The sequence below is a fragment of the Shinella sedimenti genome (genome assembly GCF_022601905.1).
Lineage (GTDB): Bacteria > Pseudomonadota > Alphaproteobacteria > Rhizobiales > Rhizobiaceae > Shinella > Shinella sedimenti.
This window is the reverse complement of record NZ_JAKVIN010000003.1, coordinates 1-14,287: the sequence shown is the minus strand read 5'-3', so window position 1 is coordinate 14,287 and position 14,287 is coordinate 1. Positions and strand designations below refer to the sequence as shown.

Below are 14,287 nucleotides of genomic sequence, written 5' to 3'. Positions count from 1 at the left end.
GAGAGGATACTACGATGACCCGTGCCCGTCTTGCCATCGCCACCGCCATTGTCATCGCCGTCGGCCCGGCGCTGGCGAAAGTCCCGCTCGTCAATGCCACCTGTCCCGGAAACATCGAGGTGCATGCGGACGAGGGCGGGCCGATCTACATCAACGGCAAGGAAGCCAAGCTGCACGCCTTCAACGACAACTACTACGAGGCCAAGGGGCACGGGGTGACGATCTCGCTGAGCATCAACCCCGACGGCTCGGCCGCCGTCTCTTATACGGGACACGGCGGCGCCAACGGCATCTTCACCGTCAAGTAATCAGGCGTTCTCAAGCTGGCGGCCCGTCGCCGCCTCTCGCTTCAGGCTGCGCCCCTTCATCGGCTTGCCCGCGACGTAGACCTCCGCAACGCAGCGGTCGTCGCCCATCGTTTGCAGAATGAACAGTTCCTCAAGCAACGATTTCGCCGTGCGCATGCGGTATTCCATCGCCGATTTGGCGCGGGAATCGAGCACGACGATATCGGCCTCGGTCCCTGCGTCGAGGGTGCCGATCTCCTTTTCCAGCCCGAGCGCACGGGCATTGCCCAGCGTCATGCGGTAGAAGGAACTGAACGGGGTCAGCTTCTGGCCGTTGAGATGCAGCACCTTGTAGGCCTCGTCCATCGTTTCCAGCATGGAGAAGCTGGTGCCGGCGCCGACATCGGTCGCCACCGACCAGCGGGCACCCGCCTTGTCGAAGCGGTCGCGGTCGAAGAGCCCCGAACCGAGGAAAAGGTTCGACGTGGGACAGAAGACGGCGACGCTGCGCGTTTCCGCCAGGACGCCGATCTCCCGGTCGCTCAGATGGATGCAATGGCCGAGCAGCATGCGCTCGTTGAGCAGACCATAGCGCGCATAGATGTCCGTATAGTCCTTCGCGTCCGGATAGAGTGAGGTGGCAAACGCGATCTCGTCGTTGTTTTCCGAAAGATGGGTCTGGACGTAACAGGTCGGATTTTCGGTAACGAGCGCCTGGCTCATCTCCATCTGCGCCGGCGTCGAGGTAATGGCAAAGCGCGGGCTGATGGCATAGCGAGCGCGGCCGCGGCCATGCCATTTCCCAATCAGCGCCGCCGTCTCGTCATAACCCTGCTGCGGCGTGTCGCGCAGCGCATCCGGCGCGTTGCGATCCATCATCACCTTGCCGCCGATCATGCGCATGCCGCGCGCCTCGGCCGCCGTGAAATAGGCGTCGACGCTTTCGGGATGCACCGAGCAATAGGCGACAGCCGTCGTCGTGCCATTGGCCAGAAGTTCGTCCATGAAGCGATCCGCCACCGCGCCGGCATGGGCGGCCTCGGCGAATTTCTGCTCCTCGACGAAGATATAGGTGTTCAGCCATTCGAGAAGCTGCGCGCCGTAGGAGGCAATAGCCTGCGTTTGCGGGAAATGCAGATGTGTGTCGATGAGGCCCGGCAGGACGAGGTTCGGCCGGTGGTCGCATATCTCGACATCGGCACCGGCGCGGCGGCGCACATCCGCATAGTCGCCGGTCTCGACGATCCGGCCGTCGCGCACGAGAACGGCACCGTCCTCGAAGTAGCGATAGGAGGCGGTGTCGTCTATGCCCTGCGGTTCGGCCACGAAGCTCAGCACGCGGCCACGAATGAGACGTTCGGTCATTGCGTTTTCTCCCCGTTCACAGCGCTTTCGTACCAGGCGACGAACAGGCGGCGCTCCTCGTCGGACACTTGGGTCACGTTGGCGGGCGGCATGGCATGCGAGCGGCCGGCCTGCAGGTAGATTTCGCGGGCATGGGCGGCGATCTCGCCGTCGGTCTCCAGCACCACGCCCTTGGGCGGCGCGACCATGCCTTCCCAGCCCGGCTCCTTCGCGTGGCACATGGCGCAGCGACCGAGCACGGTATCGCGCACTTTCGGGAAGGCCTCCGCCGTCACGAAGGGCTGCTGGGCGGCCGAGACCTTTGCGTTCTCAGCCTCGCCCGTCAGCACCTTCGGCACCGTCGACAGCCACATGATGGCGACGAAGAGAAGCGCGGTGACCAGCCAGGTCCAGGTCGGGTTGCCGGCGTCGGCATGGCGGGTGTTGAAATAGTGGCGGATGGTGACGCCCATAAGGAAGACCAGCGAGGCGATGATCCAGTTGAATTGCGTGCCGAAGGCCAGCGGATAATGGTTCGACAGCATCAGGAAGAGCACGGGCAGCGTCAGGTAGTTATTGTGCGTGGAGCGCTGCTTGGCGATCTTGCCATATTTCGGATCGGGCGTGCGGCCGGCGATGAGGTCGGCGACGACGATCTTCTGGTTGGGAATGATGATGAAGAACACGTTGGCCGACATGATCGTGGCCGTGAAGGCGCCGAGATGCAGCAGCGCGGCGCGGCCGGTGAAGAGCTGTGTGTAGCCCCAGGCCACGAAGACGAGGATGAAATAAAGCGCCACCATCAGCCGCGTGTTGTCGTTGCCGAAGGGCGATTTGCAGATGAGATCGTAGAGGATCCAGCCAATGCCGAGCGAGGCGAGCGAGATGGCGATGGCCACGGGCTTGGAAACGTCCAGCACGGCCGGATCGATCAGATAGAGATCCGCCCCGGCATAATAGACCAGACAGAGCATGCCGAAGCCGGAAAGCCAGGTGACGTAGCTCTCCCATTTGAACCAGACGAGGTGCTCGGGCATGTTGGCCGGCGCCACCAGGTATTTCTGGATGTGGTAGAAGCCGCCGCCATGCACCTGCCACTCCTCGCCATGCGCGCCCGGCGGCAGCGCGGGATGCTTCTTCAGGCCGAGATCGAGCGCGACGAAGTAGAACGACGAGCCGATCCAGGCGATGGCGGTGATGACATGCAGCCAGCGGACGGCGAACATCAGCCAGTCCCAGGCGATGGCGTATTCGTACATGGGGGCCTCCTCCCGATCTTCACCGGCTTGTGTGCCATCAAGTGATTTTCGCTGAAATCCCGGGAAGTCCCGAACACTTTCAAAAAAATCTATAAGATGGACGGCTCTTTGCTCTACACGGCGATGTGGTAGAAAGACGCATGTCCTATCTCGATAATGTGCGCGTCTTCGTTCGCGTGGTCGAACTCGGTACGCTCTCGGCAGCAGGGCGCGACCAGCGCGTGACCCCGGCCGTCGCCAGCAATCGCATCAAGGAACTGGAGCGCCATCTCGGCGTGCGGCTGTTCAACCGCACGACGCGCAAGCTATCGCCCACCGAGCATGGCCGCGTCTTCTACGATGGTGCGGTCAAGATCATCGAGGCGGTGAACGAGGCGGAAGGCGCCATTGCCGACCTGTCGCGCAACCCGAAGGGCTCGCTCAGGATCACCGCGCCGCTCGGCATCGGCCGGCGCCTTATCGCATCGGGCATTCCCGAATTCCACGACCAGTATCCCGATATCGAGGTGCGCCTGCGCCTGTCCGACCACAATGTCGATATCCTCGCCGAAGGCGTCGATATCGCCTTCAAGCTCGGCGTGCTCGAGGATTCCAATCTGCGTATGCGCGGCATCCTCAAATGCGAGCGCGTGCTGTGCGCGGCGCCCGAATACCTGGCGCGCCGCGGCACGCCCACCAACGCCGATGCGCTGATTTCCGACAAGCATGACTGTCTTCTGCTGCGCTATCCCGGATCGAAGGAATATTACTGGACGCTGGTGACGGCCGAGGGCCCGCGCAAGTTCGAGGTGGCCGGCCCCTATGACAGCGACGACGGCGACGTGCTGACCCAATGGGCGCTGGAGGGCCGCGGCATCATCAACAAGCCGCTGTTCGAAGTGAAGGCGCATCTTTCGGAGGGCCGCCTTGTGGAGATCCTCAAGGACGCCCCGCCCGCCTCCGCCCAGCTCGCAGCCATCTATCCGCACAAGCGCTTCCAGGACCCCAAGGTCCGCCTGATGATCGACTTCATGGCCGAACGCTGTCAGCGTCTGATCGGCAAGCTGCTCGATGATGAGCCGGCTGGCGCCTCTCCGGCGGACTGAAGGTTTCCCGCCCGCCACGCCAGCGCCGCCGTCAGGATTTCTGCGGCGGCCAGTGTGGCGATGACGGTGGGGCGCTTGTCCTTCACCGTGGCGCCGCCGATGGGGCAGACGAGGTTTTCGATCAGGGCGGGGTTTGCGCTTTCGCGCGACAGCCAGTTGCGGAAGGTGGCGCGCTTGGTTTTCGATCCGATCATGCCGACATAGGCGGCGTCAGGCCGTTTCAGCGCCTCGGCGGCGATCAGGAAATCCAGCGCGTGGTCGTGGGTGAGGACGACGAAGCTGCTGCCATCAGGCGCATCGCGCACCAGGGCTTCCGGCATGGGCGTCAGGCAGGTCTCGATGCGCGGAACGGTCGAGGCCTCCAGCGCATCCTCGCGCGTATCCACCAGCACGACGCGCAGCGGCGCAAGCGACAGCGCCATAGCCAGCGCATCGCCGACATGGCCGGCACCAAAGACGTAGACATGCGGGCGCGACGCCATCTCGCTGTCGCTTTTCGCGATCAGCCGCGCTGCGATATCAGGCGTGACGGCTGCAAAGGACAGGCCGACGCGCCCACCGCAGCACTGGCCGATGTCAGGCCCGAGCGGCACGGTCATCGGCTCGGCGGCCAGGCCCGAGCGCAGCGCCCGGCGAGCCTGATCGATCGCCATATATTCGAGTTGGCCGCCGCCGATGGTGGCGAAGATCGCCCGTTCCGACACCAGCATCCAGGCGTCGGTGTCGCGCGGCGTCGAGCCCGCCGCGCCCGTCACCTCGACCAGCACGGCGGCCGGCACGCGGCGCAGGAAATCGCGGATATCTTCGCGCGCGCCGGACATTGCCCTAGCCCCGCTTTTCGGCCCTGAGGCGCTCGATGGCCATCAGTACGCGCTCAGGCGTTGCTGGCGCATCGAGGCGCGGGCAGATCGAGTGGTCGGCGACGCTTGCCACGGCATCCGACAGCGCATGCAACACGGAAAGGCCGAGCGGCAGCGGCGGCTCGCCCACCGCCTTCGAGCGGTGGATCGTTGGCTCATAGGCCTCCGACCAGTCCGTCAGCGCGACGTTGAAGATCTTCGGGCGGTCGGAGGCGAGCGGGATCTTATAGGTGGAAGGCGCATGCGTGCGCAGCCGGCCCTTGCCATCCCACCACAATTCCTCCGTCGTCAGCCAGCCCATGCCCTGGATGAAGCCGCCCTCCACCTGGCCGATATCGATGGTCCGGTTCAGCGAACGGCCCGCATCGTGCAGGATATCGGTGCGCTCGACGACATATTCGCCGGTCAGCATGTCGACGGAGACCTCCGAGCAGGCCGCGCCATAGGCATAATAATAGAAGGCGTGGCCGCGCCCCTTAGAGCGGTCCCAGTGGATCTTCGGCGTTTTGTAGAAGCCGGCGGCCGAGAGCTGGACGCGGGCCACATAGGCCTTCCTCACCAGATCGTTGAAGGCCATTTCCGAATTGCCGATGCGCACCCGGTTGGGCAGGAACACCACCTGGTCGCGCGGCACCTGATGGCTTTCGGCGGCGAAGTCTATCAGCCGGTTCTTGATCTGGCGCGCTGCGTCCTGCGCGGCCATGCCGTTCAAGTCCGCGCCCGAAGAAGCCGCCGTCGGCGAGGTGTTCGGCACCTTGGCCGTGGTCGTCGCCGTGATCTTCACCCGGTCGAGATCGATCTGGAACTCCTCGGCCACCACCTGCGCCACCTTCAGGTGCAGGCCCTGGCCCATTTCCGTGCCGCCGTGGTTCATGTGCACGGAGCCGTCCGTATAGACATGCACCAGCGCGCCGGCCTGGTTGGATTCCGTCTTGGTGAAGGATATGCCGAACTTGACCGGCGTCAGCGCGATGCCGCGCTTGACGATGCGGCTCCCGGCATTGAAGTCGGCAATCGCCTTGCGGCGACCGGCATAATCGGCGCTTTCCTCCAGCTCCGCGACGATGCGCTGGATGATGCAGTCCCCAACTTTCTGGTGATAAGGCGTGAGGTTGCGTTCCCCTTCGACGCCCATCGCGTCGTAGAAATTCAGCTTGCGGATGTCCAGCGGATCCTTGCCAGTTGCAAAGGCGATCTCGTCGATGACGCGCTCGGCGCCCACCATGCCCTGCGGGCCACCAAAGCCGCGGAACGCGGTGTTGGAGACGGTGTTGGTGCGCAGCAGCGCGGTCTTTGCGTGCACATGCGGGAAGAAATAGGCGTTGTCGCAGTGAAACAGCGCGCGGTCGCCAACCGGCCCGGAAAGATCGGCCGAAAAGCCGGCTCTGAGTGCAAAAGTATAATCGACGGCGTGGATGCGGCCTTCATCGTCGAAGCCGATATCGTAATCGATGGCGAAGTCGTGCCGCTTGCCGGTCGCCACCATGTCCTCGTCGCGGTCGAGCCGGAGCTTCACTGCGCGGTTCAGGCGCTTGGCGGCGATGGCGGCGAGCGCCGCGCACTGGTTCGCCTGCGTTTCCTTGCCACCGAAGCCACCACCCATGCGGCGCACCTCGATGGTCACGGCATGGCTCGGCACGCCCATCGCATGGGCGACCATGTGCTGCGTCTCGCTCGGCCCCTGCGTCGAACAGTAAACCAGAACCTCGTCGTCCTCGCCGGGCACCGCCAGCGACACCTGTCCCTCGAGGTAGAAATGATCCTGCCCGCCGAGCCGCATGCGGCCCTTGATGCGGCGCGGGGCGCTTTCGAGCGCGCTGGCCGCCTCGCCGCGCTTCAGCGTCAGCGGCGGGAAGACCTGCGGACGGGTCGCGGCATCGAGATCCCAGATATCGATATCGGCAGGCATTTCCTCATAGTCGATTTTCGCGAGGCGCGCGGCGCGGCGGGCCTGTTCGCGCGTCTTAGCGATCACGCAGAACACCGGCTGGCCATGGAACTGCACCTTGCCGGCGGCAAGCACGGGATCGTCATGCATGCCCGACGGCGAGATGTCGTTTTCGCCGGGAATGTCAGCATGGGTCAACACGTCGACGACGCCGGGCGCGGCGCGCACGGCCGAAAGATCGATCGACCGGATTGCGCCATGCGCGACGGTGGAAAGGCCAAGCCCGGCATGCAGCGTGCCGGCGGGCTCGGTGATATCGTCGATATAGACGGCACTGCCGGCGACGTGCTTGTGCGCGGAATCGTGACGTACGCTGGCATGAACGCCGCCGTCGATCTTCTCGGCCTTGAGGTCGGGGGTGTGCTTGTTCATGGCCTCACGCAGCCTCGTATCTGGACACCTGGGCGGGCGCCGCGGCGGATGTCGTTTCCAGGAAGAACCGCATCAGCAGGTTCCTTGCGACCAGCGCGCGGTATTCGGCCGTGGCGCGCATGTCGGTCAGCGGCTGGTAGTCCTCGGCATATTTCGCCATGGCTGCCTCCACGGTGGCCTCGTTCCACGGCTGGCCGATCAGCGCCTTTTCCACGGCAAAGGCGCGCTTCGGCGTCGCCGCCATGCCGCCATAGGCGATGCAGATATCCTCGACCGAGCCATCGGCGGCGAGCGAAAGCCGGAAAGCCCCGAGCGTGGCCGTGATGTCCTCGTCGCGCCGCTTGGTCACCTTGTAGACGGCGAAGCGCTCCGCCGCCTTCGGCACGGGCACATGCACGGCCTCGACGAATTCGCCCGGCTGACGGTCCTGTTTGCCATAGGCGATGAAGTAATCTTCGAGGCGAATGGTGCGCCGCTCCGCGCCCTTGCGCAAGGTCAGCGTGGCGGCGAGCGCGATCAGTGCGGGCGGCGTGTCGCCGATCGGCGAGCCATTGGCGATGTTGCCGCCGATCGTGCCCATATTGCGCACCTGCTGGCCGCCGATGCGGGCAATCAGCGGGCCGAGTGCCGGGATCTGCGCGGACAGCGTCTCGAAGGCCTCGCTGTAGGTGACGCCAGCGCCGATGGACACCGTGCCGTCCTGCACCGCGATCGACTTGAGTTCGTCAAGCCCTGCAATGAAGACGACGGGCGTGATGTCGCGCATCTGTTTCGTCACCCACAGGCCGACATCGGTGGAACCGGCGACCACGGTCGCGGTGGGCTCGGCCGCCAGCAGAGCCGCGAAATCGTCAAGGTTTGCCGGCACCACGAAGCGGTTCCTGCCGGTGCCCATCTCGACGCGCGCGCCGTCCTTCAGCGCCTTGAGCCGTTCGATCATCGCAGCGCGCTCGGCAAGCAGCGGGTCCTTGTCCGTGCCGCCATAGCTGGAAATGGCGCGGGCAGCGCGCAGGATCGGCTCGTAGCCCGTGCAGCGACAGAGATTGCCTTGCAGCGCCGTCTCGATCTGCTGGTCGCTGGGGTTCGGCGCCTCCATCCACAGCGCGTAGAGCGACATGACGAAGCCCGGCGTGCAGAAGCCGCATTGCGAGCCGTGGTAATCCACCATGGCCTGCTGCACGGGATGCAGCGTGCCGTCGCGGGCGGCGACATGCTCCACCGTCACGACGTGACAGCCGTCAAGCGAGCCCATGAAGCGGATGCAGGCATTGACGCCCTCATAAACGAGGCTGCCCGCCGGGGTCAGCCGGCCGATGAGCACGGTACAGGCGCCGCAGTCGCCTTCCGCACAGCCTTCCTTGGTGCCCTTGAGCAGGCGCGAGACGCGCAACCAGTCCAGCAACGTCTGGTCGGGCGCGACATCCCGCAGCGTCACATCCTGCCCGTTGAGGACGAAGCGCAGTTCGGAGCGGATCGTTGCGGCTGTCATGGCTCTAGCTCCCGCGATAGGTGGAATAGCTGAAAGGCGAGACGAGAAGAGGGACATGGTAATGCGCGTCCTCGTCGGCAAGCCCGAAGCGGATCGGGATGATATCGAGGAAAAGCGGCCCTTCCGCGCTGCGGCCCAGATAATCGCCGGCATGGAAGCGCAGTTCGTAGGTGCCGGCCTTCATCGTTTCGCCCGCAAGCAAGGGCGCATCGCAACGCCCGTCGTCATTGGTTTTCGTCGTGGCGATCAGGTGGAATGCGTCGCCGTCTACCCGATAGAGATCAATGCGCAGGCCCTCTGCCGGCCTGCCGCGCGCCGTGTCCAGAACATGGGTCGTGAGCCGCCCGGCTCCTTGGCGATGAGACTGCATGTTACCCTCCCGAACACAATGCGCCTGCATTCACTATCTGTCAGCCCCAATCCGCTGAAAAGCAGCGAGATCGTTCGAGACTTTCAAATTTTCCGGGGAAATTACGCGCGCGGTTTTCGGCTAGACATGCGCCATACCAACGTTGGAGGAGCGTTCATGCGATATTGCCGCGACATGCATGGCTATGGCGAGACCCCGCCGGCAGCCCAATGGCCTGACGGCGCCCGCATCGCCGTGCAGTTCGTACTGAACTACGAGGAGGGCGGCGAGAACTGCGTGCTGCATGGCGATGCGGCGTCCGAAGCCTTCCTTTCGGAGATCGTCGGCGCGGCGCAATGGGCCGGCCAGCGCCACTGGAACATGGAATCCATTTACGAATACGGCGCGCGCGCCGGCTTCTGGCGCCTGCACCGGCTGTTGACGGAAAAGGCCGTGCCCGTCACGGTCTACGGCGTGGCAACCGCGCTGCAACGGTCGCCGGCCCAGGTCGCCGCTATGCTCGAGGCCGGCTGGGAAATCGCCTCGCACGGCCTGAAATGGGTCGAGCACAAGGACATGCCGGCCGACGAGGAGAGGCAGGCCATCGCCGAGGCGATCCGCCTGCACACGCTCGTCACCGGCGAGCGGCCGCGCGGCTGGTATACCGGCCGCTGTTCGGTCAATACCGTCGACCTCGTCACCGAGACCGGCGGCTTCGACTATATCTCCGACACCTATACCGACGACCTGCCTTACTGGTACGAGCACGGCGGCCGCCAGCAGCTCATCATTCCCTATACGCTCGATGCCAACGACATGCGGTTTGCAACACCGCAGGGCTTCAACAGCGGCGACCAGTTCTTCAGCTATCTCAAGGACAGTTTCGACGCGCTCTATGCCGAGGGCACGGCCGGCAGCCCGAAGATGATGTCGATCGGCCTGCATTGCCGCCTGATCGGTCGCCCCGGCCGCGTGATGGCGCTCGCCCACTTCATCGACTACGTGCAGAGCCACGAGAAGGTCTGGATCGCGCGGCGCGTGGATATCGCCGAGCACTGGGCGAGGACCCATCCGCCGCAGCCCGCGGCCGAGCGTCCGTCGCGCATGGACGAGGCGGCCTTCGTGGCGCGCTTCGGCGATATTTTCGAGCATTCGCCGTGGATCGCGCGCCGCGCCTTTGCCGGTGAACTTTCGCCGGCCAACGATACGGCCATCGGCCTTGCCGCAGCCCTCACCTTCCAGTTTCGCGCCGCGAGCGACGAGGAACGGCTGGGCGTGCTCGTCGCGCATCCCGATCTCGCCGGCAAGCTGGCGCAGGCAAAGCGGCTGACGGCAAGCTCGACCGAGGAACAGGCCTCCGCCGGGCTGGATGCCCTGACCGACGCCGAGCGCGACCGCTTCACCGCGCTCAACGATGCCTATGTCGCGAAGTTCGGCTTCCCCTTCATCATCGCCGTGCGCGATAACACCAAGGCGAGCATTCTCGCTGCCTTCGAAAAGCGCATTGCCAACGACCGCGACACCGAACTCGCCACCGCCTGCAAGCAGGTCGAGCGGATCGCGCTGCTGCGGTTGAAAGCCCTGCTGCCAGGCTGACAAAGGTCTGGTATCCATAGGGCGACGGGGCACCTCCCCACCCCGTCGCCATCACATCCGGACGGCAATCGTGCCCGTCCGCATCTGGCCATTGCGCCGTGGGAGGAAACATGAAGACCATCGATATCCAGCCGCTGACCCGTGAGGCCTTCGCGCCCTTCGGGCAGGTCATCGAGCAACAGGGCGCGCACCAGTTCCCCATCAATGCGGGCATGTGCACGCGCTACCACGACCTCGCTTACATCGAGACGACGGGCGAAAAGGCCCGCCCGATGATCAGCCTGCTGCGCGGCGAACCCTATCCGCTGCCTTTGGAACTGACCATGGTCGAGCGCCATCCGCTCGGCAGCCAGGCCTTCATCCCGCTCGGCGATGCGTCCTTCCTCGTGGTGGTCGCACACGAAACCGCAGACGGCCCAGCCGATCCCATCGCCTTCCGCACGGCGCCCGGGCAGGGCGTCAATATCGGCCGCAATGTCTGGCACGGCATCCTGACGCCGCTCGACGCGATCTCCGACTTTGCCGTCATCGACCGCGGCGGTGAGGGCGTGAACCTGGAGGAGCATTTCTACGACGAACCGTTCCTGATCCGCTGAGATCAGGGACAACCGGAAACGAAAAAGGGCCGCGTCATCGACGCGGCCCTTTTTCGTTTTGGTTGTTCGCCTACTCCGCGAAGAAGGCGAAGCGGATGATGAAGAGCACGGCGACGATGGCCGTTGCCGGATGGATCTGCCGCCACTTGCCGGTGAAGAGCTTCAGCACCGCATAGCTGATGAAGCCGAAAGCAAGACCGTTGGCGATAGAATAGGTGAAGGGCATGACGAGCGCGGTGAGCGCGGCGGGTGCCGCTTCCGTCAGGTCTTCCCATTCCACCTCAGTCAGTTCACGCATCATCAGGCCGGCGACGTAAAGCAGCGCCGGTGCCGTCGCGTAGGTCGGCACAGAGCCGGCGAGCGGCGAGATGAAGAGGGCGGCGAGGAACAGGATGGCGACTACAAAGGCGGTCAGGCCCGTGCGGCCACCGGCCTGCACGCCCGAGGCGCTTTCGACATAGGCGGTGGTGCTGCTCGTGCCGATCATCGAGCCGGCGACGATCGCCGTGCTGTCGGCGAGCAGCGCGCGGCCGAGACGGTTCGGCTTGCCCTCCTGGATGAGATTGGCGCGCTTGGCAACGCCGATCAGCGTGCCCGTGGCATCGAACACCTCGACGAGCACGAAGACGAGGATGACATGCAGCAGGCCGCCATGCAGGGCGCCCATGATATCGAGCTGCAGGAAGGTCGGCATGATCGACGGCGGAGCCGAGACGACGCCGCGGAACTCGCTGACGCCGAAGATCCAGGACAGCACGGTCACCGCCAGGATGCCGATGAGGATGGCGCCCTTGACGCGCAGCGCATCCAGCACGGCGATGACGAAGAAGCCGAAGATCGCCAGCAGCGGGCCGGTCTGCTTGAGGTCGCCGAGGCCGACCAGCGTCGCGGGATTGTCCACCACGATGCCGGAGCTCTTCAGCGCGATGATGCCGAGGAAGAGGCCGATACCGGCGGCGATGGCGCTGCGCAGCGAATGCGGAATGCCGGCGATCAGCCAGCTGCGCACGCCTGTTACTGTCAGGATGACAAAGATGATGCCGGAGATGAAGACCGCACCGAGCGCCTGCTGCCAGGTGAAGCCCAGTACCGCGACCACCGTGAAGGCGAAAAAGGCGTTGAGCCCCATGCCGGGCGCCATGCCGATCGGCCAGTTGGCGACGAGCGCCATGACCATGGAGCCGAGAGCGGCCGCCAGACAGGTCGCGACGAAGACGGCATCCCTGTCCATGCCCGTGGTCGACAGGATGTCCGGGTTGACGAAGATGATATAGGACATGGTGAGGAAGGTCGTCAGACCCGCGATCACCTCTGTGCGCACGGTCGTGCCGTGCTCGTTCAGTTTGAAAAACTTCTCAAACATGCTGTTTCCCCCTGACGCCCCTGGCGTCACCGTAAGAACATTTCCGGGTCAAGCTCCTCCAGCACCCCGGCTCCAGCCCATCTCGCGCAACAGCGCAGCATGGGCGCGCGAAAATTCCGCGCCCGTGAACGGCGTCCGGCCGAAGGCGGTCACCAGGATCACGATTTTGTCATATTGCGATGTCCCGCGCCTTGGCGCTAGCCGGCGATTTCCCCGGATTTGAGCGAAACTCTTTCACGGCCTACCGGCAGGACGCGCCGTTTCACTCGCAGACGTCGACCCATTCGGCGTTGACGAGTGCGGCCATGCGCTCCGGTGCGATGCGCACCGCCGCATTGGTGGCGCCGGCGGCCGGCACCACCTCCGCAAAGTCGCTGAGCGACCGGTCGCAGTAGACGGGCAGATCCGTCGGCAGGCCGAAGGGGCACACGCCGCCCACCGGATGGGACGTCGCCGCCACCACCTGCTCGGCATCCAGCATGCGCGGCTTGGCGGCGAAGTGGTCCTTGAATTTCCTGTTCGAGAGCCGCGCCGTTCCCGCCGCGACGATCAGCACGATGTCTTCGCCGACCCGCGCACATATCGTCTTGGCGATCTGCGCCGGCTCGACGCCATGCGCCGCTGCGGCGAGCGCCACGGTCGCCGAACTCTGCTCGGTGACGATGACGGCGATATCGGGGGCTTTTTCGGCGAAGAAGGCGCGGACGGATTCGAGTGACATGGCCAATTCATAGCCAGCCCGGCGGCCTCAAGGCAAGAGGCCGCCGGGTTACAGTGCAGGCTATGTTTCGCGCTCAGGCATAAATGCCGCCCGAAGGATTCGTCCCGGCGGTCGATCCCGGCAGGAAGGTCGCGGCCTTGCCGAAGGTGTTGATCACCCCGTTGGTGTCGGCAATGTAGCGGCTGCCCGTGGCGCTGCCGACGACGGCGGCGCTCGACAGCGCGATCGTGCCGCAATGGCTCGTGGCGGCGAACTGGGTGAAGGCGGGCGTGCCCGTCAGCGTGAAGGTGCGCCCGGCACCCGAGAGAGAACCGCCGCCGCCGATATTCATGTGACGCCGCGCGCCGCCGGTGATCGTGTAATTGTCCTCCAGAAGGATCTTGCAGGGATTGTCGCAGAAGATGTGGTCGGCATTGGCGCCGACGGCGCCGAACTCCATCTTGCCGATGCGTAGCGTCACGCCGTTGCCCACAGAAAGCGCATGGATGAGGTCCGTGGTGATGGCGATCCTAAGGCCCGAGACCTTGGCATGGACACTATTGGAGAAGGTCAGTCCGCCCGACAGCACGACGGACGCGGGCGTCGTCTCGTTGCCCCGGATCGTCAGCCGGCCGCCGCCGACAAGCGGCCGGGCGATGCTCGCCCCCGCATGCGTACCGACCGCCAGCTGGATCGTGACGTCATGGCGCGCGCAGTCGAGCGCCAGCGCAGTGTCGATCGCCTTCTGCAGCGTGGCGAAAGGCGCGCCGGTCGACAGGCCGTCATTGCCGTCGCTGCCGGCGGGCGCGACATGGTAGGTGCGGTCCGCCGAAAGCTGCTCGCGCAACCCCTGCGCACCATAGGGGAATGCTGGCTTGCCGGTTGCGGGATTGATGACGATCGCCTCACGGAAGGTGACGCCGTCCGGGCTGACCTTGATGCTGAAGGCGTCGTTGCCAGTTAGTCCCAATTCTGCTCTTGCGGACCATGCTGTTTGGTAGAGGAGTGATGCGGTGTGGGCGGTTGCGGCTTTGTTGAT

At 64.9% G+C, this 14,287-nt stretch carries 12 protein-coding genes and 1 pseudogene; 4 read left to right on the top strand and 9 right to left on the bottom strand.

What is annotated here, in order from left to right; genetic code table 11:
• Window positions 1-14 precede the first annotated feature (14 nt).
• Window positions 15-308 carry a hypothetical protein gene (locus MKI86_RS07395; protein WP_241599348.1) on the top strand — a complete coding sequence of 98 codons (294 nt, stop codon included), beginning with the start codon at window positions 15-17 and terminating at the stop codon, window positions 306-308.
• On the opposite strand, the gene guaD is transcribed toward MKI86_RS07395, so the two are convergent.
• Both guaD and MKI86_RS07385 read right to left on the bottom strand, forming a co-directional pair.
• Complete coding sequence (gene guaD / locus MKI86_RS07390) at window positions 309-1,652, bottom strand: guanine deaminase (protein ID WP_241599345.1); 1,344 nt, start codon at window positions 1,650-1,652, stop codon at window positions 309-311.
• Complete coding sequence (locus MKI86_RS07385) at window positions 1,649-2,890, bottom strand: urate hydroxylase PuuD (protein ID WP_241599343.1); 1,242 nt, start codon at window positions 2,888-2,890, stop codon at window positions 1,649-1,651. Before MKI86_RS07385 ends, guaD begins: the two co-directional genes overlap by 4 nt.
• A 140-nt stretch (window positions 2,891-3,030) precedes the next feature.
• On the opposite strand from MKI86_RS07385, the gene MKI86_RS07380 reads away from it, so the two are divergent.
• On the top strand, window positions 3,031-3,975 hold the full coding sequence (locus MKI86_RS07380) for a LysR family transcriptional regulator (protein WP_241599340.1): 945 nt from the start codon (window positions 3,031-3,033) through the stop codon (window positions 3,973-3,975).
• Here the strand turns inward: MKI86_RS07380 and xdhC are convergent.
• Genes xdhC through uraH form a run of 4 tightly spaced genes read right to left on the bottom strand, consistent with a single transcriptional unit; the run spans window position 3,915 to window position 9,014 of the window.
• Window positions 3,915-4,796, bottom strand: a complete 882-nt coding sequence (gene xdhC / locus MKI86_RS07375; protein WP_241599337.1) for a xanthine dehydrogenase accessory protein XdhC — start codon at window positions 4,794-4,796, stop codon at window positions 3,915-3,917. The genes MKI86_RS07380 and xdhC overlap by 61 nt on opposite strands.
• A gap of 4 nt (window positions 4,797-4,800) precedes the next feature.
• Window positions 4,801-7,155 carry a xanthine dehydrogenase molybdopterin binding subunit gene (gene xdhB / locus MKI86_RS07370; protein ID WP_241599334.1) on the bottom strand — a complete coding sequence of 785 codons (2,355 nt, stop codon included), beginning with the start codon at window positions 7,153-7,155 and terminating at the stop codon, window positions 4,801-4,803.
• A 4-nt stretch (window positions 7,156-7,159) separates the two neighbouring features.
• Window positions 7,160-8,644 (bottom strand): xanthine dehydrogenase small subunit, encoded by a 1,485-nt coding sequence (gene xdhA, locus MKI86_RS07365; protein WP_241599332.1) that lies wholly within the window; start codon window positions 8,642-8,644, stop codon window positions 7,160-7,162.
• Window positions 8,645-8,648: 4 nt separating this feature from the next.
• Window positions 8,649-9,014: a hydroxyisourate hydrolase gene (gene uraH / locus MKI86_RS07360; protein WP_241599328.1), complete on the bottom strand. Its 366-nt coding sequence runs from the start codon at window positions 9,012-9,014 to the stop codon at window positions 8,649-8,651.
• Window positions 9,015-9,170: 156 nt separating this feature from the next.
• On the opposite strand from uraH, the gene puuE reads away from it, so the two are divergent.
• Window positions 9,171-10,589, top strand: a complete 1,419-nt coding sequence (puuE, locus tag MKI86_RS07355; protein WP_241599325.1) for an allantoinase PuuE — start codon at window positions 9,171-9,173, stop codon at window positions 10,587-10,589.
• A gap of 110 nt (window positions 10,590-10,699) precedes the next feature.
• The gene (locus MKI86_RS07350) at window positions 10,700-11,185 is read left to right on the top strand and encodes an ureidoglycolate lyase (RefSeq protein ID WP_241599324.1); all 486 of its coding nucleotides are present in this window, start codon (window positions 10,700-10,702) and stop codon (window positions 11,183-11,185) included.
• Between the two features lie 70 nt (window positions 11,186-11,255).
• Here MKI86_RS07350 and MKI86_RS07345 read toward each other — a convergent pair whose 3' ends face one another.
• From MKI86_RS07345 to MKI86_RS07335, 3 genes and pseudogenes are all read right to left on the bottom strand, one after another.
• Window positions 11,256-12,548 (bottom strand): NCS2 family permease, encoded by a 1,293-nt coding sequence (locus tag MKI86_RS07345; protein ID WP_241599322.1) that lies wholly within the window; start codon window positions 12,546-12,548, stop codon window positions 11,256-11,258.
• 262 nt (window positions 12,549-12,810) lie between these two features.
• A complete protein-coding gene (locus tag MKI86_RS07340) occupies window positions 12,811-13,269 on the bottom strand; it encodes a YbaK/EbsC family protein (protein WP_241599320.1) in 459 nt (152 codons plus the stop codon).
• Window positions 13,270-13,342: 73 nt separating this feature from the next.
• A pseudogene (locus tag MKI86_RS07335) lies at window positions 13,343-14,287 on the bottom strand (DUF2793 domain-containing protein); the annotation flags it as partial.